We start from the raw sequence: 24105 nt of genomic DNA on the forward strand, positions 1-24105 counted from the left end.
GGACGCACCGCCATGAGCACCAACTCCCCTTCCCGTCTGCGGAACTTCGGCACCCGGACCGCGGGCCCCGGCCGCCCCGTCTACATCACGGGCGAGATCGGCATCAACCACAACGGTGAGCTGGACAACGCCCTGGCCCTGATCGACGTGGCCGCCGAGGCGGGCTGTGACGCGGTCAAGTTCCAGAAGCGCACCCCGGAGATCTGCACCCCGCGCGACCAGTGGGACATCGAGCGCGACACCCCCTGGGGCCGGATGACGTACATCGACTACCGCCACCGCGTCGAGTTCGGCGAGGACGAGTACCGCACCATCGCCGAGCACTGCGCCAAGCGCGGCATCGACTGGTTCGCCTCCCCGTGGGACACCGAGGCCGTCGCCTTCCTGGAGAAGTTCGACGTGCCCGCCCACAAGGTGGCCTCCGCCTCCCTCACCGACGACGAGCTGCTGCGCGCCCTGCGCGCCACCGGCCGCACCGTCATCCTCTCCACCGGCATGTCGACGCCGAAGCAGATCCGCCACGCGGTCGAGGTCCTGGGCAGCGACAACATCCTGCTCTGCCACGCCACGTCGACGTACCCGGCCAAGGCCGAGGAGCTCAACCTGCGCGTGATCAACACCCTCCAGGCCGAGTTCCCGAACGTCCCGATCGGCTACAGCGGCCACGAGACCGGTCTGCAGACCACCCTCGCCGCCGTCGCCCTCGGCGCCACGTTCGTCGAGCGTCACATCACCCTCGACCGCGCCATGTGGGGCTCGGACCAGGCCGCCTCCGTCGAGCCGCAGGGCCTGACGCGCCTCGTCCGCGACATCCGCACCATCGAGGCGTCCCTCGGTGACGGCGTCAAGAAGGTGTACGAGTCGGAGCTGGGCCCGATGAAGAAGCTCCGCCGTGTCGCGGGCGTCGTCGCCGAGGCCGCCGAGCCGGTGGCGGTCTGACGCGATGACCGGTGCCGGCGGGGGCAGCTCCCCGTACCAGAGCGAGACCGCTGCGACGCCCGCGACCGCGGACGTCCCCCTCTCCGATGCCCCCGCCACCCCCACGATCGCCTTCGTGGAGAGCCCGGTCCAGCTGCTCAACGTGCTGGAGTGGGCGCACCTCAGCAGCACGGCCGACGCGCTCACCGTCGTCGTCCTGTCGCCCACCGACCCGATGTCGCGCGGCCAGCTCCGCCGGGTGGCCGAGCTGGCCCGCGACGCGGGGTTCACGGTGCGCTGGCAGGAGGCACGCGGCGGGGCGGGGGCGCCGCTGCGGACGGTACGGGAGCTGGCACCACTGCTGCGCAAGGCGGACCGGGTCGTCATCGGTGACCCGTTCTCCCGTTACGTACAGCTCCTGCTGGCCCTGGTGCAGACCAAGGAGCTGACGGTCGTCGACGACGGCACCGCGACGATGGAGTTCATCGGGCAGCTCGCCCGGGGCGAGCGGCTGGTGCGCTGGCACCGGCGCGGCGGCTCGCGCGGGCCGCGGGAACTGGTCCTGGCACCGGTCACCGCGGCCGCGCGCCGGCGGCTCATGCCGTCCGCCGCCCGCACCGTCGAGGTCTTCACCTCGATGCCGGTCGAGGAGGTGCCGGACGGCATCACCGTGACGCCCAACACCTTCGCCTGGACGCGCGCGACCTTCGGGCCGCCGCGGATCACGACCGGTGCCGACATGGTCGGCACCTCGCTGGTCGAGACGGGCGTGGTCGACGCGGACCAGTACACCGAGGCGGTCAGCGCGCTCGCCCGTACGCACGGCGCGACGCGCTACTTCGCCCACCGCCGCGAGCACGTCGACAAACTCCACCGGCTGCACCTGGAGACGGGGCTGGAGATCGTCCGCCCGGACCTGCCCCTGGAACTGATCGCCCGCCGCGGCCCCATCGGCCGCATGGTCCTCAGCTTCCCCTCCACGGTGGTCCACACGCTGCCGCTGGCCCTCGCGGGTACGGGCGTGCGGGTCGCGGTCCTCGACATAGCCCCGGAATGGCTCAAGGCGACGGCGTCGCCCCGCGCACAGGGCTTCCTCTCCGGGGTGACGGGCACGGCCCGCGACGTCCACCGCCTGCCGAGACTGCCGTCACCGGCCTGACCCGCCCGTACTGCCTGCCCTCGCGGCTCCGTTCGGCCCGTCACCCCTTCGGGTGGCGGGCCGAACGCGGTCGGACAGGACCGAACGTCGCGCCTCTGCGCCCTTGGACGGCCGGTGGGGCCGCGTGACCTCCTACCGGTTGAGGATCTGCTCGACCTTGTCGGCCACCTGTGCGGCCTGGATGTCGCGGCCCTTGTCATTGGGGTGCGCGTACCAGGGGAGCTTGGCGCCGAAATCGAGCTGGGAGTCCTCCAGCAGGCCGCCCACGCCCCGGTCGGCACCGTCGCACGCCGTGTTGCCGCCGGTGCGGGCGTAGAGGTCGACGAAGTCGGCGCCGCCTTCGGCGTCAGTGGCGGCCTTCTTCATGGTGTCGTTCAGCCGCCTCTGGATCTGGTCCAGGACCGGCAGTGCATCCTTGGGGATGTCGGCGAACGGCAGCTTCGTCTGGCCGGGTGCCGCGGTCAGGCACTTGGTGGTGTCCTCGGGCACGAGCCGGGGGTAGCCGACCAGGACGCGCTTCGCGTCAGGGGCGAAGTATCCGATGCGGTCGAGCAGCTCCTCCAGGTCCCACCCGACGTGCTCGAACTGACCGTCCAACCACTGCTTTCCGTCCCCGGACTCGAAGAACTCACCGCACTTCGAGGCCGGCTCGTCCCCGTCCACCGGCTCTCCCGGCAGCAGAGGGTGGCCCCGGAGCTCGTCGGAACACTGCTTCAGGATGCGGTTGAAGCCCAGCGTGTTGCCGCCCATGCTTCCCACGGCCAGCTGGGTGTCCTGCTTGAGCGCGTCCTGCTGCGGCGGGACCTTCATGCCGCCCAACAGCTCCTGTTCCTGCCAGAAGTGCTGGACTAGGGCGCCTCCGCAGGAGACGTCCGACTGGACGTCGAGCGTGATGCCCTTGTCCGCGAGGCGCCGGGTGGCGACGGTGGGGTAGTTCTCCTTCGCCTGGAAGCAGAAGGCCCTGTCGCCGTCCTGGTTGAAGGGAGCGATGCCGAAGTTGGCGGTGTAGGAGTCGCCGAAGAAGACGGTCGGTACGGGGTCGGCGGGTGCCGCGCCCGCGCTTCCCGCCGGCCCGGCGAGCGCCAGGCAGCTGCCCAGCGCGACGGCCGCGGCGGCCAGCCGCCGCGCCACCGGAGATTTCGTCATCTTGCGCATGGCCGAAGACATGGATGTGCCCTGTCGTCAAGGCCCACGAGAAGGGGCCGGTCAGCTGGAACGATCAGTGATCATTCATGCGCGAAGGGTGACTAGTCAAATGAGTGTGTGCGGCACTCCGGCCGGGCTCATGTAACCCCGAGCCCGTATCCGGCCGGGGCGTCGCCGTGGGCGGAACCGGTCGTACCAGCGGGGTCCCGTTCGTCTGTGGGATCAGGTCGAAGGGGCCGTGCAGTGCCGGCAGGCTGCCGACGAGCCGCACCAGGAGCGGTTCCCGGCTACGACCACGACACGTACCGCCGCCTGGTCCGGGATCTCGGCGTGAAGCCGACGCGACAGCGGCCGTCTACGGAAAGGTCTTCCGTTCGTCAGCTTTGAGGCCACGGAGCATCCAAAGTCCGTACAGAGCCAGCAGCGGTTTGGCGATCAACCACTCGCCCGGGCGGTAGTCATCCGCGCGCACGAGTCTCTCGGCAAGATCAGGGCGCTGCCGCCGCAAGTACGCACGGGCCTTGAGCGCGTGTGCCGACTGGGAGGCGATCTTGATTCGGTCGACGTCTTCAAGCAGTGGGATCACGTTCGTGATGTTCTCCCATGTCGTTCTGCTCCGGTCTTCGAGGAGCACTGTGCCGGCGAACTTGAGCACCGACTTCGCGTAGTCAGCCATCAACTGGGCCTCCGCAGCGCTGCTGCTGGTCGCACCACCGCTGAAGATCACGCGAGTGCCACGCGCACTGCCGGCGGTGATCGAGCGTATTCCAGCACGGACTCGCCAGCGGTTGATGTAGTTTGCCGTCGCTTGGGGGTTCCGGTATCCCAGCACGACCACAGCCTCGGCAGCTCCACCGCTGTTCCCCACGAGAGCTCGAGACCAGCGCCAGTTCAACCACTCGCCCCAAGCCAGAGCTGCCGCCCCAGCTATCGCCACTCCTGTAATCACCAGTCGCATGCGGCGACTCTAGGACAGCTCGCTGTCGGGCAGCGCAGGTATCAGCCACGCTACGAACGGCGCATTCGGTGAGGAGTTCCGCGATTTCCTTATGGGGCGCTCAGATCGACCTACGCACCATCGGGTCGGCAAGCGGCTTGCCCGACCCGCAGCCGGCTCCGATCACTGAGGTGAGTCGGCGCACCAGGCAAGGGGGGCTCTCACAGTACCTGTATCACCAGGGTCTCCCGGACGTCCACAACGCCTGCCAGCCTGGTTGAGTCGAAAGTGCCGACAACACCCCATGGACACGCACCGCAGCTTTACCTCCATCAGTTCCATTCAGCTGCCCCGAATGCGCGACCGTGTCGGCGAATTCTTCCAACAGAAGGGACGGAGACCAATGGCGGACAACCAATTCACCACTCACGCAGAACTTTTCGATCTGAGTGGGAAATGCGCACTTGTCACTGGCGGCACCAAGGGAATTGGGATGATGATTGCGCGCGGCCTTCTCCAGGCGGGCGCCCGCGTCGTCATCAGCTCGCGCAATGCGGACACGTGCGCGGAGGCACAGCAGCTGCTGTCCGAATTCGGCGACGTCCAAGCAATTCCCGCCGACCTGTCCAGGCACGACGAGTGCCAGCGCCTCGCTGATCTTGTCATGGCCGACTCGGAACGCCTGGACATCCTCGTCAACAACGCGGGAGCGATGCGTAGCGAGCCGCTGGAGACGTTCCCGGACGAGGCCTGGGACGCGGTGATCGACCTCAACCTCAAGTCGCCGTTCTGGCTGGTGCAGGCGCTGCTTCCCGCACTTCGCAGGGCGGGAACCGCCGATGATCCGGCGAGGATCATCAACATCGGCAGTATCGCCGCCATCCACGTCGCCCAGGCACCCACCTACTCGTACGCCAGCAGCAAAGCGGCACTCCATCAACTCACCAGAGTGCTTGCCCGGGAGCTGGGCCCACAGCACGTCACGGTGAACGCGGTAGCACCGGGAGTCTTCCCGTCGCAGATGATGGGGGCCACGCTCGATGCCATCGGCGACAAGATCGCGGCGGCGGCCCCACTGCGCCGGCTCGGCCGCGACGACGACATGGCGGGTACCGCCGTGTTTCTCGCCGGCCGGGCCGGGTCCTACCTCACGGGCGCCATCATCCCGGTAGATGGCGGCACCGCGACGACTGCAACGGGTACTCCCCCCGTCATGGGCCACTGACCAGTACGGCTGAACGGGCCTATGGTAGGGGGATGGCCGCGATGGATCCACGCACCGAGATCCGGGAGTTTCTCAGCTCGCGTCGCGCCCGCATCGCACCCGAGCAGGCGGGCCTGCCCGCTTACGGCGGCAACCGTCGGGTCAAAGGTCTGCGCCGCGAAGAGGTAGCGCTGCTGGCGGGGGTATCGGTCGACTACTACGTGCGCATGGAGCGCGGCAGCATCGCCGGTGCCTCCGACGGCGTGCTCGACGCGTTGGCCTCTGCCTTGCAACTCGACGAGGCCGAGCGCGACCACCTGTTCCGCCTCGCGCGCCGGTCCAGGGCGCCGAGCGGCCCACGCCGGCGCAGGCCTGCCGTGACGGTGCGCTCGACGCTGCAGCAGGTGCTCGACGCGATCTCCGATGCGCCGGCCTGGATCGGTAACGGCCGTTATGACGTGCTCGCCATGAATCAACTCGCTCGCGCGCTGTATTCACCGGTGCTGGCCGACCCGCGACGGCCCGTGAACACAGCGCGGTTCGTCTATCTGAACCCCGAGGCGGCCAGAGATTTCTTTGTCGACTACGACCAAATCGCCGGTGACGTGGCCGCGAAGCTACGCATGGAAGCCGGCCGCGATCCGCACGACGAGGAGCTGATCGCCCTGGTCGGCGAACTGTCGACACGCAGTGAGCTGTTTCGGCAGCGGTGGGCATCTCAGGACGTGCGGCTGCACCGGTCCGGCCGCAAGCGTATGCGCCATCCGATCGTGGGCCGGCTCGACCTGGACGTCGAGTCCCTGGAACTGCCCGCCGAACCCGGCCTGCGCCTCAACGTCTACACCGCACCCGCGGGCACACCGACCGCTGACAATGTGGCGCTCCTGGCGTCGTGGGCGGCCACCCAGCAGACGCCGGCGACCGAGCTCGAAGCACACGACGGATAGTCCAACCCCTTCGCACGCCCTCGCGTGCTTGCGACCTTCCTCGCTCGTCCTCGCGGGTGAACACGTGACGGTTCTTCGCGGGCCCTGGTAAGCGCCGTGCCGGGCTGTCGCGGGTCGGGCTCACTGGATCAGTTCGATGTGCGGGTGGTCCGGGGACGCCGGGCAGACGTGGAGTTGCAGGTCATAGCCTCGGGCGAGGTCGATCAAGGTGTAGTTGGCCGGGCGGGTGCCGGGGGGAAGCGGGGCGCGGGCCTGGTCTCCGACGGGGGCCCAGTTCGCGGTGGTGTCGTTCCATTCGGTGGTGGCGATGGTCAGCAGCGGGTCCATCCCGGTGCCGCAGGCGGGGCAGATCCGGGGCATGGGATCGGTGAGGCCCCAGCGGGTCCAGCCGCCGGTCTTCCAGCCGGGCGAGATGGACAGCCATTTCTTGTAGAGCTCCTTCGGGGCGTCGGCGTAGGAGCTGTCCACCGCGGCGCCGGCCGCCTGCCAGCTGCTCCAGTCCTCCAGCCGCTGCTGCAACTCCTTGCTCAGCTCCATGTAGTGGGGGTACTCGGTGACCTGCTCCGGCGAGAGCAGGCACGGCTGCGGCAGATAGCCGGGGAACTGGACGGCGGGTGGCTCGGGAGGTGTGCCGAGGACATCGGTGACCGCGGCGGCCGACCGCCAGAACAAGGCGGTCGCGGGGTGGGCCGGGTGGTCGAAGGGGCACCAGAGGATCTGGAGCAGATCGGCTTCGGCCTGGCCGGGCGGGCGCAGCAGGGGGATGTCGCGCACGTACAACTGGGCCACGGGCAGCATGGCGATGGGGCCCTCGGGCCACGGGCGGCCGTCGTTGATCCGGTTGTCGATCGCCCGCTCCTCGGGCGTGTACCGGGACATCTCGGGGATGCCGGCCGGCCGGCTCGCCACCATCGCCCGGATGTGCCGCTGCACCCGCACGTCCTCCGGTGAGAGGGGGGCGTTCATCCCGTCCCACTCGTGCGGTCCTTCGCAGTACGGCCACGGCTCGCCGGCGGGCCACAGCAGCGGCCCGCCGACGGAACTGTCGTGCGGTGACGGGGACCCGGGGCGGGGATGCAACCGGGTCGCCGTGCGTGCCATCGGGGCCAGTTGAGGAAAGACGGCGGCGACGTCGAACGGCCGCGGTGGTGTCGTACGACTCATTCCGGCTCCCGGTGGCGCGCAGCGGTGTGGATCAGTTTCCGAGGTTGAACAGCCCCGTGTTGCGCTGGGTGTTGGTGATGTAGACGGTGGGGAACAGCGGCTGTGAGGTGCCGTCCGCCCGCTCGACTGTAGCGCTCATCGTGACCCCCTCGGGGATGGTGCTGGTGGCGTCCCGGTAATGGGGCGTGACCTGGTAGAGGATCGCGTCGTTGGCCCCGAAGCCGTTGTCCGCCACCAGCCTCTGGGCCGCGAACTCGTAGGTCCGCATGCTGGGCGTGCCGGTGTTCATACCCACCTGCCAGCAGGGGGCGAGATTGCGCGGTCCGCCGTCCCGTTCCCCGCCCTTTCCGCCGAGGATGTTGGCTATCAGGTGGCACCGGGCGAGCCCGGTTCCGGGCGAGTGGGCGGCGGCGTACGCCTGTGCGTCCTGCCAGCCGGTGATGTCACCCTCGGCCGGGCTGCCCTCCTTCACGTCCTTGGCGATGCAGGTCACGGCCGTGGCCGCCCGGTCGCCCGCCGGGCCGAGCGGGATGGTCTTATTGGCGAGCGGGACCCGTTCGGTGGTGTTCTTCACCCATCCGCTGCTGGAAGGAAGCGCCCCGGCCGGCGGGTTCTGCAGGCAGGCTGCCTGAGGCTCGGCGGTCGAGCCGGTGATCTCGACCTTGAACTGCTCGGCCTCCACCACCCGCTGGTTCACGAAGCCCTCGAAGAGCTGCGCCTCGGCGGCCTGGTTGTCCGCGAGCGGGGCGTGGACGCGTGCGCAGGGGCTGCCCCGGTCCGTGCCGCCGTCCGGTTCGAGGAAGTCCCATCCTCCACTGCTGTAGTTGGGGATGATCTCGGCGCAGCGAGCGCCGTCGGTTCCTCCTTCGTGGGTCGCCGCGAAGGGGAATTCGCCGCAGCTGTCGTTCGCGATGTAGTCCGGCTTGGCCTCGAAGGGCTTCGACCCCCCGCAGGTGCGATTCGTACGGTCGGCGATGCCGCTCTTCGCCCGGGTCAGGGGCTTGTCGCGGCCCCAGCCGTCCGCGAGGTTCTCCTGGGCCCACAGGTAGCCGGCCGCCGCGGCCGAACCCGACGCGTTCGCGCTCATCCTGACGACCGGCATGACGCTGGGCACGACGCAGCCGGGGCCGGGTGTACTGGTGGAACTGGTCGTGTCGCGGACGTCGTCGTCGCAGCGGATCCGCTCCGGGTTGCTCCAGGAGGCGTTCGGGTCCGTGATCTGGGCGCCGGGGGAGGTCACGTACAGCTGGTACGACGTCGTGAACTCGACCTTCGCGCCGGCGGCCGGGGTGGAGGAGTAGGACACGAAGCCGTTGACGGACTGGCCCTTGACCAGGTCGCCCCCGTACCACGGGGCGGTCTTGGTGGCCTTGCAGCCGGTCGAGCACGCGGACCGGAACTTCGCGGTCAGGGCCGTGACGGCCCCGGTCGCACCGGTCATCGTCACCGTGACGTACTCGTTCCACGTCTTACGATCGGCGGGCAGGAGGGCACTGGTCGCGACGTCCAGTGTGCCGGTGCCTATCTCCTTGCCGTTGCCGTCCTTGAGCAGGTACAGGACGGTCAGGCCGTTCACGCAGTAGCCGAAGCGGCCGTAGTTCCACATCCCGGGGGTCGTGATCGCGCAGGTGGCCGAGTCGTCGTCGGCGGCGACGGCCGGGGCGGCCTGCCGCGCGGCGGCGGGAGCCTCCCGCCCGCCCGGCTTCACCGGCGTGACGCTCGTGGTGACGCAGGCCTCCACGGCACCCGCCCTGCCCTCGCGGGAGCCGGGGCGTACGGGCTCGCAGTGCTCCCCGGCGGCCACGGTGACGGGCCGGGTCCTGGTGGTCCCGGTGGTCTCGGTGGGGGTGGGAACGCCGGCCGGATCGGCCGGGTCGAGTCTGCCCACCTGGCGGGGGGATGCCCCCGGCTCCTGGGGTGCCGGTGCTGTCCCGGTGGTGGTCGCGCCCACGGCGAGGACGATCAGCAACGGGACGGCCATGCGTCGGTACCGCGCAAGGAAGGACGATGGTCGCATTGTCGTACTTGCCTTTCGGGTGTGAAGTGCTGCTGGTGAGTGGGGCTGAGGCCGGCCACGACAGCGGATCTCGGTCGTGGCCGACCACTCGCCGTGGGGCGTCGTGCGGTCGTACGCTCCGGCTGCGCGCCGCGAGGCCGCAGCGGGCGTCGTACGGTCCGGCTACCGCGCCGCGAGGCCGAAGCGGGAGCCGGCCGGCGGGAGGCCGCCCTGTCCCGGCTGGTACGTGGTGATCGGCGCGGCGGTGGCGCCTGCGGTCACGTTGGCGAGGGGCAGGGCGTGCAGGGCCCCGTAGGCTCCCGGGCCGTACGGCATGCCGACGTACAGGCGGGTGCCGGTGAAGTGGATGCTCCGGCCCAGGTACTGGTTGGTCCCGGCGGTGCCGGGGATGCCGGCGCTGTTGCCCGCCTCCAGCCAGCGGTCGTTGGCGCCCGGGGCGCCGAGCAGCGAGAGGGTGAGGATCGCGCCCGCCTTCGCCACCGAGCCGACGGCCTCGTCCGGGATACCGATGGCCAGCTTCATTGTCGCCGTGGTGGACACCGCTCGGGGCGCGGTGTTCACGGCGGAGAGGGTCGAGCCGAAGCGGTCGCCGGCCTCGGCGGTGCCGGTCACGTCGTCGTCGCCGGTGCCCTGCGAGAACCCGGCGAGTTGGCTGTAGGTGCCCGCGGCGGTGACCCGGAAGGTGTAGGCCGCTCCCGTGTCGGCCTTGTCGGCGCCGCCGATGGTCAGGTCCTCACCGGGCGCGCCGACCGCGAGGATCGACTCGGTGGCGCTCGCGGCGCCCGAGGGACGGTACGGGGCGAGCGCCACGGCATCGCCGAACAGGTCGCCGGCCTCGGCGCCGCCGGAGACGGTGTCCAGGTCCTGGTCGAGGCCGAACCGCGCGGTGGGGCGGTTCTCGGAGTTGAGGGTGTGGCTGAAGACGACCACGGCGCCGGCCTCCGCCTCGGTGCCGATGGCTTCACCCGGGGAGCCGATGGCGATGTGGTTGGCGTCGGCCGCGACGCTGCCGGCGAAGCGGTCGTCCGCCTCCGCGGTGCCCGGCACGCCGGTGGTGTCCTGGTGGACGGAGACGTTGGTGGCGCCGCGCACGTAGAAGAACATGCCCGCCTTGTCGAGCGTGCCGATGGACTCGCCGGGCACCCCGATCACCACGAACGGCTCACCGGCGGCCGTGACGCCGGCGGCCAGGGAGTCGCCCATGCGGTCGCCGGCCTCGGAGGCGGAGGACCCGATGCTGCCCGAGCCCGTGCCCTGCTCCAGGTGCGTGGCCTTCAGCGTCCCGGTGCCCAGGCCGCCGGGGGCGCCGTACAGGATCTGGACGAAGCCGGCCTCGGCCTCGCCGCCGAGGTCCTCGGCGGGGGTGCCGACGACCAGGTCGGTGCAGCCGTCCTCGTTGTAGTCGACGGTGGCGAGGGACTCGCCGAACCAGTCGCCGGCCTCGGAGCCGCCCGGCACCCAGTCGAGGTCCTGGGTGATCTCGGCGATGCCCTTCCCGCCGCCGTACACGACCCGGACGAGACCCGCCTGGGCGTCGCCGCCGACGGTGGCCCGGGGGTCGGCTATCGCGATGTCCTCGACGCCGTCGCAGTTGTAGTCGGTGATACGGACCGCGCCGACCGCGGAGTCCACCCAGCCGGCCAGGTCGTCGACGCGGGCCGCGATGCCGCCGGTACGGGTCTCCTTGGTGTCGATGCCGAAGCAGCCGCCCTGGTACGACCGGCTGCTCAGGGCGGCCAGTTGAGGCGTGCCACCGGTCGAACGGACCAGCGGGCCGCCGGTGTCGCCCATGCACGCGGCAACGTTGTCCTTGCCGGTGACCGTGGCGGTGGTGGCGGTGGACGCGTCCACCGTGAACGCGCCGGTGTGCAGGTTGAGCGGCGCCCACTCGGTCCTGGTGCGGCCGTACCCGGCGAGCTTCAGTTCCTCGCCCGCGGCGGGCGCGGTGGTGGCCAGCGCGAGCGGGGTGACGTTGGTGACCGGGCGGTTCAGCCGGGCCAGGACCACGTCGCGGTCGGTACGGGGCACCAGTTCCACGACCTCGCGGACCGCGCCCGCGGTGCCGGTGAGGCTGGTGCGGCCGATGGTGGCGGTGGTCTTCTTCTGCGGCTTGCCCGCGGGGACCGCGAGGCTCGCGACCGGGTCGGCGGCGAAGCAACTGGCCGCGGTGAGCAGCCATTCCCGGTCGACGAGGACGCCGGAGCAGCCCCGGTCGTGGTCGCCGACGATGATCTGGGCGGTGTAGGCGTAGGTGGTGTCACCGGAGGCGACGGCGGGGCCGGTCACGGCGGCGGCGGGCGCGGCGCTCAGGGCGACGGGGCCGGCGGCCAGGGCCGCGGCGAGGGCCCAGGAGAGCAGGGGTCTGGTGGGTCGCATGAGTGAGTTCCTCGGTGGCAGATCGGACGACGGGTCGGGGCCGGGGCCGGAACGCAAGCTCCCGGGCACTACTTGGAGGTCCTGATCTCCACGAGCATGTGCTCGCGGTTCTGCTCCTCGGCGCTCTCGCCCACCGCGGTCCAGGTGTTCTTGAGGATGTCGAAGGACTTCTCCTCGGAGCCGACGGTCATGTCGACCTCGGTGTCGTAGTCGTTGCCCTTGACGGCGTAGACGGCGGGGATCTCCATGGTCAGCCGGCCCGAGTCGCCGACGACCCGGAAGCAGATGTTCGCCGCCTCCCTGCGGGCCATGATCTCCAGGAGGCCGGTGCCGCTCCCGCAGTCGGCCAGCGTGATGTGTCCGTCGCCGCGCTTGAGGACGATGCCCTGCTCCTCCAGGATCTCGTCGGCTCCCGGGTAGTCGAAGTTCTCGACCGCGTAGCCGGGGGCGTCGTCGGCGACGGTCGCGGCGGCGCCCGTCCCGGCGGCGGTGGCGCCGCCGCCGGCGCCGGACGCCAGGGTGACCCAGGCGAGGGCGCCGACGACCGCCGCGCCCAGCGTCCGGGCAAGGAATCTCTTCCGCTGCGGCTTCACCGCAATTGTGGTGCGTGCCTTCATCGCATTCCTCGGTCCGTTGGTTCCGAATCCATGTCCGTAACGTGGTTCAAGACTGGCGAGAAGGCATCCGTATTGCGGATGGAAACCCCGGCCCTTCGGCGGGGCGCACGTGGTCCACAAATGGCCCACAAGTGGTCCACAAGGAATTTCACTTCGGTGCCCCCGTGAAGAAACAGGCCCTCCCCGAACCCGGGGAGCCGCTTCGTCGCGCCCATGGCATCTCGCCGCACCGGCGCTGTCCACTCCTCCAACGGCCATAAAACGGACGGCAGTTGACGGTGGTGTGTGACCCTCGTCACGTTTATCGAGGGTTGTACGGCGCTGATAAAGAACGCATAACGAAGGCTGGCATTCCGCTTCTCGGGAATAACACGTTCCTGTCGCCCGGCGCCACCCCCTCATGTTTTATTTTTGGCTACGCCGAATTGATTTCTGCATGAACGTGGGTTGGTATGGTCCCGTTCATCGCACAGGCCACGCTCACGCCTCGCTGGTGCCGCACATGACAGCCCGGGCGTACGGGGAGCCTGCCGCGTCAGTGATCGCCTATCTGCCTCACCGGCGGAAAACACGAGGAGACCACCGCTATGCAGACCATGTTCTGGAGTCGGAGACGGCTCCTCGGCTCGCTCGCCGCGGTCACGGCCGCCGCGGCCTCACCGCCGGCCTGGACACCCGTGGCCCGCGCCGCCACCGCGGACGACCCGGAGTCCGGTCCGCTCACGCTGCCGGACACCGAGCGGGCGGAGGTGGTCACGGCGTGGATGACGGGTGGCAAGGCCACCAGGGCCGCCGCGGCCGACGTGCTCTTCGGCACCGACACGGAGATCACGGCCTTCCTCGCCGAGACGCTGCCGAAGGTGACCGCGGAGGACAACCGCGTCGCGATCGTCAGCTGCCTCGCCCGGGCGGGCGTGGGCCTGCGCCGTGACGCCGTCGCCGCCCTCGACAACGGCGACGGCGCCATCGCCGCCTTCCTCAAGGACGGCTTCGAGCCCGCCCTGCTGGAGGACCTGAGGGTGGCGACGGCCACCGTGTCGGCCACCGGCGACAAGGCGGTCCAGCGCGATGCCTCCACGGCCCTGGACGCGGGCACCCGGAAGGCGCTGGAGAACTATCTCTCCCAGGGGCAGTTCACCGCCCGCCTGGAGGACGCGCGGGTCCAGGTCACGGCCATGCTGCTCAAGGCCGGGCCCGAGGTACGGAAGTACGCGGACCGCGCGCTGAGCGGCGGCGGGCCGGAGATCCAGTGGTTCCTCGACACCGGCCAGCACATCGCCCGCGCCCGTGACCAGGAGGCGGCGACCATCGAGGAACTCGTCGCGGTCGTCGAGCGGGAGGGCAAGCGCGCCCAGGCCGAGACCGACCTGGCCGTCGAGGCGTCCGAGCGGGCCCGGACAGCGGCGGCGAAGGCCAAGGAGGCGGCGGAGAAGGCCGCGGCCGAGGCCGAGGCGGCCAAGGACGACGTGCAGCGGTCCGGTGCCGCCGCGCGCAAGGCGGCCGGCGCGGCCAAGGGCGCGGCGAACGCCGCCCGCACCGCCATCAACGCCTCCAACTCCGCCGTGAACGCGGCCCGTCGCGCCTCCTGGGCGGCCACCGCGGCCTCCCAGGCCGCCGCCACCGCGGGCGGGGCCGCCTCCCGCGCCTACAACGCCGCGATCGCCGCCTCCAAGGACGCCTCCAAGACCGCGGCGGCCAAGAACGCCGCGGTCGCCGCCCGTAACTCGGCCGCGCGGGCCCGTACCGCGGCCAAGGCCGCCGACTACGCGGCGGCCGCCTCCGCGCAGGCCGCCAGCGCCGGCTCCTCGGCCGCCTCCGCCGCCCGCAACGCGGCCTCCGCCGCCGCCGCGTCCGCGCAGGCCGCCGCCGCGGCGGGCGCCGCGCAGTCGGAGGCCGCCGAGGCCAGGCGGCAGGCGGCCATCGCGAGCACCGCCGCCAACCGCGCCACCAACGCGGCCTCCACCGCCCAGGCCCTGGCCAACACGGCCGCCGCCGCGGCGCGTACCGCGCGCGACGCCGCCAACTCCGCCGCCGACCACGCGGAGAAGGCGGCCGACGCCGCCGACGAGGCCGTGAAGTACGCGGGCCAGGCCATCGACTACGCGAACCGGTCCACCGCCCACGCGGCCGAGGCCGTCAAGGCGGCCAACACCGCCACCAAGACCGTGGAAGCCGCCATCGCCGTGGAACAGGCGGCGCGGGAGGCGGAGCTGGCGCGGCTGGAGCAGGAGAAACTCCAGGGCCTCGACGAGGCCGCGCTGCTGGCCCGGATCGAGGTGGAGGACAAGGCCGAGTACGAGAACAAGCGCGCGCAGGAGGCGCAGACCTCACAGGCGATCAAGGATCTGATCGCCGGTGCCGAGGCCGCGCTCGGGACGGGCGACCTGGCCCGCGCCGCCACGCTGGGCCGCCGGGCCGCCACCGGTCTGCTCGCGGCGAAGGGCGCGTGGACGCGGGAGGCCGCCGGGTTCGCGCTGGCCGGCGGCGACGACGACGTACTCAGCTGGGTCGACCTCGACCGGCAGCTCGCACAGGGGCAGGACGACCGGGAGACCGTCCTCTACCTCGCCCAGATATCCAGCCCCGCGATCGCGGAGGCGGCCCAGCGGGCGCTGGAGAGCTCCAGCTCCACGGCGGTGGGCGACTTCATCACCTCGGGGGTGATCCGGGCCTCGCAGGACGACAACCGGGTGGGGGTCGCCCGCATCATCGGCCAGAAGCCCGGCAAGGCCGTCACCAAGGCGGCCAACGACGCGCTGAACGCGAACACTCCGGAGGCGTTGCAGGACTTCTTCGACCGCACCTACCCCGCGGCCGTACGGGAGGACGACGCCGTCGCCACCGCGTCCCTGGTGAACACCGGCGGCGAGTACACCAAGTCGTACGGGGAGGTGGCCCTGGAGGGCCCGACGTGGATGCGGCGGAACTTCGTCCAGGTCGTGCAGTACGTGACGGCCCAGCTCGACCACGACTCCGCCACGCACATCTCGGCGATCCGCGGGGCGATCGCCGCCGCGGCGAAGATCGCCCAGACGGCGCAGGAGAACGCGGCGCTGGCGTCGAAGGCGGGCGCCGACGCCCGGCAGGCCGCCGCGGAGGCGCAGCAGTGGGCGGACAAGGCGCTGGAATCGTCGCGGAAGGCCGACGGGTACGCGACGGAGGCGAAGCAGCTCGCCGACGCCGCGGAGGCTTCCGCGTCGGCGGCACAGGCCTCGGCGAACCAGGCCAGGACGGCGGCGGCGACCGCCCGGAGCGCGTCCCGCTCGGCGAACTACTCGGCGAACAGGGCCATCGACTCCGCCCGTTCGGCCCTGAACTCCTCCTACAGCGCCCAGGCGTCCGCGGCCAGTGCCCGCCAGTCCGCGCTGCAGGCCGGCCAGGACGCGCGGACCGCGGCGACCGCGGCCAGCCAGGCCCGCGCGATCGCCGCCCAGAAGCGCCAGGCCGAGATCGCGGAGGCCGCCCGCCGGGCGGCGGAGAAGGCGCGGGAGGACCGGAACAACGGGCACAACCCGGCCGACAGCGGCACCCACGACGACGTCAACCAGAACGGCACCGGCCCCGCGAAGGAGGACTGGTGGTCCGACGCGGGCTGGTGGTCCGACGCCTTCAGCTACATCAGCATCGGCGCGGGATTCATCGGCGCCGGGCTCGGCCTCGCCAGCCTCGTCTTCCCGCCACTGGCGCCCGCCGCGGCATTCTTCGGCGTCGTGTCGATGGGGGCCGGCGCGCTGAGCTCCCTGTTCAACGGCATCGAGAACGGGTTCACCAGCGGTGCGTTCCTGGAGTCCGTCGCCATCTCGGCCCTCAACCGGGTCACCTTCGGCCAGTCCAAGTGGGTCATGCCGGTCGCCAGGAGGGTGGCCCCGGTGGTCAACGAGGTCGTGGAGGACGGCAAGGAACTCGTCTCCTCGATCACCAGCGGATTGTCGTCGATCTTCTGAGCCGTCTTCTCGGCCGTCTGCTGAACCGATCCTCTGAGACGATCCGGTGACCGCGCCCCCGGCCGGGGGCGGTGGAGTGCCCTCCCGGGCGGGGGCACTCCACCGAAATGGCGCGGTATACCCACTGTGGGTGATCGCCATGCACAGGGGCATAAATTTTCTTCCCCTGAGTGGCTGAAATTTTGTTGATCCAGGGTTGGTTGATCACTAAAGGGGCCTACCCTTCGACAGGTGAGCCAGTTGATGTCCTGCGAGTCCGAGACCGATCAGCCCGGGGAACCGACGCACCCCGCGCTCCCCGGCACCCTGCCCGACGCCCTGCGCGACGAGCTGATCGCCTTCCGCCGGGACATGCACATGCACCCCGAGCTGGGGAACCAGGAGTTCCGGACCACCGCCGCGATCAAGCGCAGGCTGGAGCAGGCCGGACTCGCGCCGCGTGTCCTCACCACCGGCACCGGGCTCGTCTGCGACATCGGCACCCCGGACCCCGCGCGCCCCATGCTCGCCCTGCGCGCCGACATCGACGGGCTGCCCATCCCGGACACCAAGACCGGCGTCCCGTACCGCTCCACCGTGCCCGACCGCGCGCACGCCTGCGGGCACGACGTGCACACCGCGGCCGTGCTCGGCGCCGGGCTCGTCCTCGCCGGGCTGGACCGCCAGGGGCTGCTGCCGTCCGCGGTGCGGCTGATCTTCCAGCCCGCCGAGGAGGTCCTCCCCGGCGGCGCCGCCGACGCCATCGAGTCCGGCGCCCTGGACGGGGTCGGTTCGATCATCGCCGTGCACTGCGACCCCAAGGTCGACGCCGGAACGATCGGACTGCGTACCGGACCGATCACCTCCGCGTGCGACCGGCTCGACATCGCCCTCGACGGGCCCGGCGGCCACACCGCCCGCCCGCACCTCACCACCGACCTGGTCACCGCCGTCTCCCGGGTCGCCACCGACGTCCCCGCGCTCCTCGCGCGCCGCGTCGACGCCCGCTCCGGGCTCGCCGTCACCTGGGGCCGTATCGAGGCCGGCCACGCCCCCAACGTCATCCCGCAGCACGCCGAGCTCTCCGGCACCGTCCGCTGCCTGGACCTGGCCGCCTGGCGCGACGCGCCGGACCTGGTGCACGCCGCGGTCGACGAGGTCGCCACGCTCCACCGCGCCAAGTCGCAGATCACGTACGTACGGGGAGTGCCGCCGGTCGTCAACGACGGCACCGTCGCCGAACTGCTCCGTGCCGCCCAGGCCGCGCGCCGCGGTTCGTATGCAATCGAGGACACCGAGCAGAGCCTCGGCGGCGAGGACTTCTCCTGGTACCTCGAACAGGTCCCGGGAGCCATGGCGCGGCTCGGCGTGCGGACCCCCGGCAGCCAGGCCCGGTACGACCTGCATCGTGGCGATTTCGACGTCGACGAACGGGCCATCCAGGTCGGCGTGGAACTTTTCACCGCCGCCGCGCTGCTCGACGGCGACCGTCCGTAACCGGCCGGTGGCCCGGGCGCGCCTGTTGATCCCCCGCTGTTCGCTTCCCGTTCGCGACGATCCGATAACGGCTTCCGTACAGGTCTTTATCTGACATCTACGCGCGTTACGATCGCCGCGAAACCAGCGCCGGAAGAGGCGCTTAGGCCAGAAGGAGCCTCCCTTGCGCCGGATCACCAGGATAGCCACTGTGGGCGTCGCGTCAGCGGCACTCGCGCTCTCCGTCACCGCCTGTGGCGGCAAGTCGTCGTCGGACGCCGGAACCGACTCCAACGAGGCCAAGGCCGCCATCGCCTACGACATCGGTGGCAAGGGTGACCAGTCCTTCAACGACGCCGCCTACGCCGGTCTGGCCAAGGCCGAGAAGGACCTCGGCATCAAGGGCACCGACTCGGAGCCGGCGGACGGGGAGGCCGACGCCGACAAGGTGCAGCGCCTGACCGACCTGGCCCGCGCCGGCAACAACCCGGTGATCGGCGTCGGCTTCGCCTACGCGCCCGCCATCAAGAAGGTCGCCCCGAAGTTCCCGAAGGTCTCCTTCGGGATCATCGACGACTCCTCGGTGACCGACAAGAACATCGCCAACATGGTGTTCAACGAGGAGCAGGGCTCCTACCTCGCGGGCGTCGCCGCGGCCAAGGTCAGCAAGTCGAAGACCGTCGGCTTCATCGGTGGTGTCGAGACCCCGCTGATCAAGAAGTTCCAGGCCGGTTTCGAGCAGGGCGTCAAGGAGACCGACCCGTCGGTGAAGGTCCTGTCGCAGTACCTGACCCAGCCCCCGAACTTCGACGGCTTCTCCAAGCCCGACCTCGGCAAGGCCGCCGCGCAGGGCCAGCTCGACAAGAAGGCCGACGTGGTCTACCACGCCGCCGGTCTGGCCGGCTTCGGCGCCATCGAGGCGACCGCCACGGCCGGCCAGTGGGCCATCGGCGTCGACTCCGACCAGTACGCGCAGAAGGGCCTGGCCAAGTACAAGGACAAGATCCTGACCTCGGTCACCAAGGACGTCTCCGACGCGGTCTACAACCTGATCAAGTCGGTCAAGGACGGCAAGCCCGAGTCCGGTGAGATCCGGTACGGCCTGGACAAGGACGGCGTCGGCCTGGCCGACTCCAACCCGGCGTACACCAAGATGACCGATGTCGTCTCCGCCGTCGAGAAGGCGAAGAAGGAGATCATCGAAGGCAAGATCACCGTCAAGACCACCCCGTAACGGCCCCCGGCCTCCCGGCCGACCGAGCGGTCCACACGGTACATGCGGTACATGCGGTACGTCGGTACGTGACCGCGGGCCCGGAGCGACGGCACCAGCCGCCGCCCGGGCCCCCGGCGCACCTGGCACTCCCGGGCCCGGCGGCCCCCGCGTCCCGCGGGCCGTCGGTCCCTCCTACGCTTACGATTCGGCAGCGCAATGCGTGTAGACCACCCTCCGGCGCGATAGCTTCACCCCGCCCTGCCACTCCCTCCGCCCCCACTCCTTTCCCGCCAAGGAGAGTGCGTCATCAACGCGTCCAGCAGCCCTCCCGCCGTGGAGTTGCACGGCATCACCAAGCGGTTCCCCGGTGTCGTCGCCAACCACGACATCGACATCACCATCCGCAAGGGCACCGTCCACGCCCTCGTCGGCGAGAACGGGGCCGGCAAGTCGACCCTGATGAAGATCCTCTACGGCATGCAGAAGCCGGACGAGGGCACCATCACGATCGACGGCGAGCAGGCCGCCTTCGCCGGCCCCGCCGACGCCATCGCGCGCGGCATCGGCATGGTCCACCAACACTTCATGCTCGCCGACAACCTCACCGTCCTGGAGAACGTCGTCCTCGGCGGCGAGAAGCTGTACGGCATCGGCACCAAGGCGCGCAAGAAGATCAAGGAGATCTCCGAGGCGTACGGTCTCGGCGTGCGCCCCGACGCCCTCGTCGAGGACCTCGGCGTCGCCGACCGCCAGCGCGTGGAGATCCTCAAGGTCCTCTACCGCGGCGCCCGCATCCTGATCCTCGACGAGCCCACCGCCGTCCTCGTCCCCCAGGAGGTCGACGCGCTCTTCGACAACCTGCGGGAGCTGAAGGCCGAGGGCCTCACCGTCATCTTCATCTCGCACAAGCTGGGCGAGGTGCTGTCCGTCGCCGACGACATCACCGTCATACGGCGCGGCACCACCGTGGGCACCGCCGACCCGGCGAACACCACCACCAAGCAGCTCGCCGAGCTGATGGTCGGCAGCGAGCTGCCCTCGCCGGAGACCCGCGAGTCCACCGTCACGGACGTCCCGGTGCTCACCGTCGACGGACTGCGGCTGACCGCCACCGACCCCGACGGCGTCGTCCGCGAGGTCCTGGCCGGGATCGATGTCACCATCCACCGCGGCGAGGTCCTCGGCATCGCCGGCGTCGAGGGCAACGGCCAGACCGAGCTCATCGAGGCGCTGATGGGGATGCGCGACCCCGACGGCGGCGTGATCACCCTCGGCACCGAGGACATCTCGCACGCGCCCACCCGCAGGCGCCGCGAGAACGGCATCGGCTACATCCCCGAGGACCGGCACCGGCACGGCCTGCTCCTGGAGTCCCCGCTCTGGGAGAACCGCATCCTCGGCCATGTCACCGAGCCGCCCAACAGCCGCGGCGGCCTCCTCGACCTCAAGGCGGCCCGCACCGACACCGAGCGGATCGTGCGCGAGTACGACGTCCGCACCCCCGGCATCGAGGTCACCGCGGCCTCGCTGTCCGGCGGCAACCAGCAGAAGCTGATCGTCGGCCGCGAGATGAGCCACCGCCCCAAGCTGCTGATCGCCGCGCACCCCACCCGCGGGGTGGACGTCGGCGCGCAGGCGCAGATCTGGGACCAGATCCGCGAGGCCCGCCGCGAGGGCCTGGCCGTACTCCTCGTCTCCGCCGACCTCGACGAGCTGATCGGGCTCTCCGACACCCTGCGGGTGATGTACCGCGGCCGCCTCGTCGCCGACGCGGACCCCGCCACCATCACGCCGGAGGAGCTGGGCTCGGCCATGACCGGCGCCGCCCGCGGCCACCTGGAGGCACCGGCGGAGAGCGCGGCCCCGCACACCGACGGCGCGAGCCCGGAGGACGACGCCCGATGAAGAAATTCGACAAGGACCGGCTGATCCTGGGCTTCGCGGGACCGGTGCTCGCACTGGTCGTCGCCGTCGCCCTCACCACGGTGGTGCTGCTCGTCTCGGGTACCAACCCGGTCGAGCCGTACCGCATCATGTTCGAGTCGGCCTCGTACGTCGACGTACAGGTGCTGATCGTCAACCAGGCCGGCACGTACTACCTGGCCGCCCTCGCCGTGGCCATCGGGTTCCGGATGAACCTGTTCAACATCGGGGTCGACGGCCAGTACCGGCTCGCCGCGATGACGGCCGCGCTCGTCGGCGCCAGCGTCGATCTGCCGGGGCCGCTCCAGATCGCCCTGATCGTGATCGTCGCGATGCTCGTCGGCGCCCTCTGGTCCGGGATCGCGGGCATCCTCAAGACGACCCGCGGGGTGAGCGAGGTCGTCTCCACGATCATGCTCAACTCGATCGCCACCAGCCTGGTCGCCTGGCTGATCCTGCCGAAGAACTTCGGTGTCCAGCCCGCCGGTTCCAACAACCTGACCACCGGCGACATCCCGCAGTCCGGCTGGTTCCCCGGCCTGGACATGGGCATCGAGGCCGGCGAGATCTACGGCTTCACCTTCGTCGCCGCCGCCTGCGGCATCGTCTACTGGTTCGTCCTCGGCCGCACCCGCTTCGGCTTCGACCTGCGCGCCACCGGCGCCAGCGAGAGCGCCGCCCAGGCCTCCGGCGTCGACGCCAAGAAGATGGTCCTCACCGCGATGCTGGTCTCCGGCGGGATCGCCGGCCTCGCCGGGATGCCGACCCTGCTGGGCGACACCCACACATACAGCCTCGACTTCCCCACCGGCGTCGGCTTCACCGGCATCACCATCGCGCTGCTGGGCAGGAACAACCCGCTGGGCATCGCGTTCAGCGCGCTGCTGATCGCCTTCCTCGACAAGTCGTCGGCCTCCCTCGACCAGTTCGGGTACGAGAAGGAGATCGCCACGATCATGCAGGGCCTGATCGTGATCTCGGTCGTGGTCAGCTACGAACTCGTCCGCCGCTACGGGCTCCGCCGCCAGCAGCAGAAGGTGGGCGAGGAACTCGCCGCGGGCGGCGCCCTCGCCACCACCACCGGGACCCCGCCGGACAGCGCCCCGACGCAGAGCGTCTCACCGGGCGCCTCGGCGGGCGACGACCAGACCGAGAAGGAGGGGTCCGCGCTGTGACCACGACCACGAGCACCGTCTCCGCCACGAGCGCCGCCCCGAAGAAGAGCGGCGGCCGGCCCACCCTCTCCCTCCCCGTCATCCTGCTGATCATCGCCGGCGCGCTCGCGCTCGTCTCGCTCGTCCGGCTGATCAGCGGCGCCGACGACATCACCTCCGTCGGCCAGGTCGCCGGCGCCCTCGAACTCGCCATCCCCATCGGCCTCGCCGGACTCGGCGGCCTGTGGGCCGAGCGCGCGGGCGTCGTCAACATCGGCCTCGAAGGGATGATGGTCCTCGGCACCTGGTTCGGCGCCTGGGCCGGCTACCAGTGGGGCCCCTGGACCGGCGTCCTCTTCGGCATCATCGGCGGCGCGCTCGGCGGGCTGCTGCACGCCGTCGTCACCGTCTCCTTCGGCGTGAACCACATCGTCTCCGGCGTGGCCATCAACATCCTCGCCGTCGGCGCCACCCGCTACCTCTCCAAGTTCACCTTCGACGCGGCCGAGGGCGGCTCCTCCAAGCAGTCCCCCCGCGTCGACCCGATCACCGAGATCACCGTCCCGGGACTCTCCGACTGGATGCAGGACCTCCAGGCCAGACACTGGTTCCTCGTCTCCGACCTCGCCGGTCTGGTGGGCGGCCTGGTCACCGGCCTCTCGCTGCTCACCGTCGTCGCCCTGCTGCTGATCCCCGGCACCTGGTGGCTGCTGTGGCGTACCGCGTTCGGCCTGCGCCTGCGCTCCTGCGGCGAGAACCCGGTCGCCGCGGAATCCCTCGGCGTCAACGTCTACAAGTACAAGTACATCGCCGTCGTCGTCTCCGGCGGCCTCGCCGGGCTCGGCGGCGCCTTCCTCGCCATCGTGTCCACCGGCATCTACCAGGAGGGCCAGACCGGCGGGCGCGGCTACATCGGCCTCGCCGCGATGATCTTCGGCAACTGGATGCCGGGCGGCATGGCCCTGGGCGCCGGGCTCTTCGGCTTCACCGACAGCCTCAAGCTGCGTGGCGGCGCCGAGAACGTCCACGCGATGCTGCTGCTCCTCGCGATCCTGCTGGTGCTGGTCGTCGGCTGGCAGCTCTACAAGAAGAAGTACCTGCCCGCGGTGATCTCGGCGGCCGTCTCGGCGCTGCTCTTCGTCTGGTACGGACTCACCGACCAGGTGCCCAGCCAGTTCGTGGACGCCGCGCCGTACGTCACGACGCTGCTGGTCCTCGCCCTCTCCGCGCAACGGCTCAGGATGCCCAAGGCCGACGGACTCCCGTACCGGAAGGGCCAAGGCAAATGACGCCGCCGGACGCACCGGCCGGGGCCCCGGCCCCGGTCGACGTGGACTGGGAGGCGCTGCGGGCGGCGGCGCGGGACGCGATGTCCCGCGCGTACGCCCCGTACTCCGGCTTCCCGGTCGGGGTCGCGGCGCTCGCGGTGGCCGGCGACGGCGCCCCGGTCCGCACGCTCACCGGCTGCAACGTCGAGAACGCCTCGTACGGCCTCGGGCTCTGCGCCGAGTGCGGGCTGATCTCCGCGCTCCAGCTCAGCGGCGGCGGCCGGCTCACCCACTTCACCTGCGTCGACGGCGCGGGGGAGGTGCTGGTGCCGTGCGGACGCTGCCGGCAGCTGCTGTACGAGTTCGGCGGCCCGGAGCTCGTCATGGAGACCCCGGACGGGATCCGCACGCTCGCCGACATGCTCCCGCAGGCCTTCGGCCCCGGCCATCTGAAGAACGGCCGGCCGGGGAACGGCCGTTCCCACTGAACCCGGCCCCGGGGGCCCCCCCCGTCGGCGGCGGCGGGGGGGGGGGGTGGGGGGTGGTGGGTGAAGCCGGGGCGGGGGTGGGGCTTCTTGGTGAACTCGTGTGCTCCTTGGCGGGGGGGGGCGGGAGGTGCTGGTGGCCGGTCGGCCTGGCCGGTCTCCGGGGCCGCCGGTG

General features: G+C 71.0%; 17 protein-coding genes. 11 read left to right on the forward strand and 6 right to left on the reverse strand.

What is annotated here, in order from left to right:
- Window positions 1-12 precede the first annotated feature (12 nt).
- Both ACFXKG_RS28050 and ACFXKG_RS28055 read left to right on the forward strand, forming a co-directional pair.
- A complete protein-coding gene (locus tag ACFXKG_RS28050; RefSeq protein ID WP_384844779.1) occupies window positions 13-939 on the forward strand; it encodes an N-acetylneuraminate synthase family protein in 927 nt (308 codons plus the stop codon).
- A 4-nt stretch (window positions 940-943) separates the two neighbouring features.
- The gene (locus tag ACFXKG_RS28055) at window positions 944-2077 is read left to right on the forward strand and encodes a hypothetical protein (protein ID WP_384844782.1); all 1134 of its coding nucleotides are present in this window, start codon (window positions 944-946) and stop codon (window positions 2075-2077) included.
- 132 nt (window positions 2078-2209) lie between these two features.
- Here the strand turns inward: ACFXKG_RS28055 and ACFXKG_RS28060 are convergent, their stop codons facing one another.
- Window positions 2210-3223 carry an SGNH/GDSL hydrolase family protein gene (locus ACFXKG_RS28060; RefSeq protein WP_384844785.1) on the reverse strand — a complete coding sequence of 338 codons (1014 nt, stop codon included), beginning with the start codon at window positions 3221-3223 and terminating at the stop codon, window positions 2210-2212.
- A 355-nt stretch (window positions 3224-3578) separates the two neighbouring features.
- On the reverse strand, window positions 3579-4181 hold the full coding sequence (locus ACFXKG_RS28065) for a YdcF family protein (RefSeq protein ID WP_384844788.1): 603 nt from the start codon (window positions 4179-4181) through the stop codon (window positions 3579-3581).
- A 382-nt stretch (window positions 4182-4563) separates the two neighbouring features.
- Here ACFXKG_RS28065 and ACFXKG_RS28070 point away from each other — a divergent pair, with 382 nt between their 5' ends.
- Complete coding sequence (locus ACFXKG_RS28070) at window positions 4564-5385, forward strand: SDR family oxidoreductase (RefSeq protein WP_384844914.1); 822 nt, start codon at window positions 4564-4566, stop codon at window positions 5383-5385.
- Between the two features lie 41 nt (window positions 5386-5426).
- Window positions 5427-6311 carry a helix-turn-helix transcriptional regulator gene (locus ACFXKG_RS28075; protein WP_384844917.1) on the forward strand — a complete coding sequence of 295 codons (885 nt, stop codon included), beginning with the start codon at window positions 5427-5429 and terminating at the stop codon, window positions 6309-6311.
- A 120-nt stretch (window positions 6312-6431) separates the two neighbouring features.
- Here the strand turns inward: ACFXKG_RS28075 and ACFXKG_RS28080 are convergent, their stop codons facing one another.
- The 4 genes from ACFXKG_RS28080 to ACFXKG_RS28095 all read right to left on the reverse strand — a co-directional run bounded on the left by ACFXKG_RS28080 (window position 6432) and on the right by ACFXKG_RS28095 (window position 12485).
- On the reverse strand, window positions 6432-7475 hold the full coding sequence (locus tag ACFXKG_RS28080) for a hypothetical protein (RefSeq protein WP_384844791.1): 1044 nt from the start codon (window positions 7473-7475) through the stop codon (window positions 6432-6434).
- A 31-nt stretch (window positions 7476-7506) separates the two neighbouring features.
- Entirely contained in the window at window positions 7507-9456 is a 1950-nt protein-coding gene (locus ACFXKG_RS28085) for a DNA/RNA non-specific endonuclease (RefSeq protein WP_384844794.1), read from the reverse strand.
- A gap of 198 nt (window positions 9457-9654) precedes the next feature.
- A complete protein-coding gene (locus ACFXKG_RS28090) occupies window positions 9655-11868 on the reverse strand; it encodes a trypsin-like serine protease (RefSeq protein ID WP_384844797.1) in 2214 nt (737 codons plus the stop codon).
- A gap of 68 nt (window positions 11869-11936) precedes the next feature.
- Window positions 11937-12485 (reverse strand): hypothetical protein, encoded by a 549-nt coding sequence (locus tag ACFXKG_RS28095; protein ID WP_384844800.1) that lies wholly within the window; start codon window positions 12483-12485, stop codon window positions 11937-11939.
- A 587-nt stretch (window positions 12486-13072) separates the two neighbouring features.
- Here ACFXKG_RS28095 and ACFXKG_RS28100 point away from each other — a divergent pair.
- The 7 genes from ACFXKG_RS28100 (at window position 13073) to ACFXKG_RS28130 (ending at window position 23933) form a co-directional block, all read left to right on the forward strand.
- Window positions 13073-16429: an ALF repeat-containing protein gene (locus ACFXKG_RS28100; RefSeq protein ID WP_384844803.1), complete on the forward strand. Its 3357-nt coding sequence runs from the start codon at window positions 13073-13075 to the stop codon at window positions 16427-16429.
- A gap of 243 nt (window positions 16430-16672) precedes the next feature.
- Window positions 16673-17905, forward strand: coding sequence for an amidohydrolase (locus ACFXKG_RS28105; protein ID WP_384844920.1), 1233 nt, complete (start codon window positions 16673-16675; stop codon window positions 17903-17905).
- 163 nt (window positions 17906-18068) lie between these two features.
- A complete protein-coding gene (locus tag ACFXKG_RS28110) occupies window positions 18069-19118 on the forward strand; it encodes a BMP family protein (protein ID WP_384844806.1) in 1050 nt (349 codons plus the stop codon).
- Between the two features lie 315 nt (window positions 19119-19433).
- Window positions 19434-21005, forward strand: a complete 1572-nt coding sequence (locus ACFXKG_RS28115) for an ABC transporter ATP-binding protein (RefSeq protein ID WP_384844809.1) — start codon at window positions 19434-19436, stop codon at window positions 21003-21005.
- A complete protein-coding gene (locus ACFXKG_RS28120) occupies window positions 21002-22198 on the forward strand; it encodes an ABC transporter permease (RefSeq protein WP_384844812.1) in 1197 nt (398 codons plus the stop codon). The genes ACFXKG_RS28115 and ACFXKG_RS28120 overlap by 4 nt, the downstream gene beginning before the upstream one ends.
- The gene (locus ACFXKG_RS28125; RefSeq protein ID WP_384844816.1) at window positions 22195-23466 is read left to right on the forward strand and encodes an ABC transporter permease; all 1272 of its coding nucleotides are present in this window, start codon (window positions 22195-22197) and stop codon (window positions 23464-23466) included. Before ACFXKG_RS28120 ends, ACFXKG_RS28125 begins: the two co-directional genes overlap by 4 nt.
- On the forward strand, window positions 23463-23933 hold the full coding sequence (locus ACFXKG_RS28130) for a cytidine deaminase (protein WP_384844819.1): 471 nt from the start codon (window positions 23463-23465) through the stop codon (window positions 23931-23933). The genes ACFXKG_RS28125 and ACFXKG_RS28130 overlap by 4 nt, the downstream gene beginning before the upstream one ends.
- Window positions 23934-24105 lie beyond the last annotated feature (172 nt).

The sequence above is a fragment of the Streptomyces sp. NPDC059255 genome, from assembly GCF_042752355.1.
Lineage (GTDB): Bacteria > Actinomycetota > Actinomycetes > Streptomycetales > Streptomycetaceae > Streptomyces.

Excerpts from the sequence above, each read along its gene's own strand:
- ACFXKG_RS28090 (WP_384844797.1), bottom strand. The coding sequence starts at position 11,868 with ATGCGACCCACCAGACCCCTGCTCTCCTGGGCCCTCGCCGCGGCCCTG.
- ACFXKG_RS28055 (WP_384844782.1), top strand. The coding sequence starts at position 944 with ATGACCGGTGCCGGCGGGGGCAGCTCCCCGTACCAGAGCGAGACCGCT.
- ACFXKG_RS28085 (WP_384844794.1), bottom strand. The coding sequence starts at position 9,456 with ATGGCCGTCCCGTTGCTGATCGTCCTCGCCGTGGGCGCGACCACCACC.
- ACFXKG_RS28080 (WP_384844791.1), bottom strand. The coding sequence starts at position 7,475 with ATGAGTCGTACGACACCACCGCGGCCGTTCGACGTCGCCGCCGTCTTT.
- ACFXKG_RS28100 (WP_384844803.1), top strand. The coding sequence starts at position 13,073 with ATGCAGACCATGTTCTGGAGTCGGAGACGGCTCCTCGGCTCGCTCGCC.
- ACFXKG_RS28065 (WP_384844788.1), bottom strand. The coding sequence starts at position 4,181 with ATGCGACTGGTGATTACAGGAGTGGCGATAGCTGGGGCGGCAGCTCTG.
- ACFXKG_RS28130 (WP_384844819.1), top strand. The coding sequence starts at position 23,463 with ATGACGCCGCCGGACGCACCGGCCGGGGCCCCGGCCCCGGTCGACGTG.
- ACFXKG_RS28120 (WP_384844812.1), top strand. The coding sequence starts at position 21,002 with ATGAAGAAATTCGACAAGGACCGGCTGATCCTGGGCTTCGCGGGACCG.
- ACFXKG_RS28095 (WP_384844800.1), bottom strand. The coding sequence starts at position 12,485 with ATGAAGGCACGCACCACAATTGCGGTGAAGCCGCAGCGGAAGAGATTC.
- ACFXKG_RS28050 (WP_384844779.1), top strand. The coding sequence starts at position 13 with ATGAGCACCAACTCCCCTTCCCGTCTGCGGAACTTCGGCACCCGGACC.
- ACFXKG_RS28070 (WP_384844914.1), top strand. The coding sequence starts at position 4,564 with ATGGCGGACAACCAATTCACCACTCACGCAGAACTTTTCGATCTGAGT.
- ACFXKG_RS28105 (WP_384844920.1), top strand. The coding sequence starts at position 16,673 with ATGTCCTGCGAGTCCGAGACCGATCAGCCCGGGGAACCGACGCACCCC.
- ACFXKG_RS28075 (WP_384844917.1), top strand. The coding sequence starts at position 5,427 with ATGGATCCACGCACCGAGATCCGGGAGTTTCTCAGCTCGCGTCGCGCC.
- ACFXKG_RS28060 (WP_384844785.1), bottom strand. The coding sequence starts at position 3,223 with ATGACGAAATCTCCGGTGGCGCGGCGGCTGGCCGCCGCGGCCGTCGCG.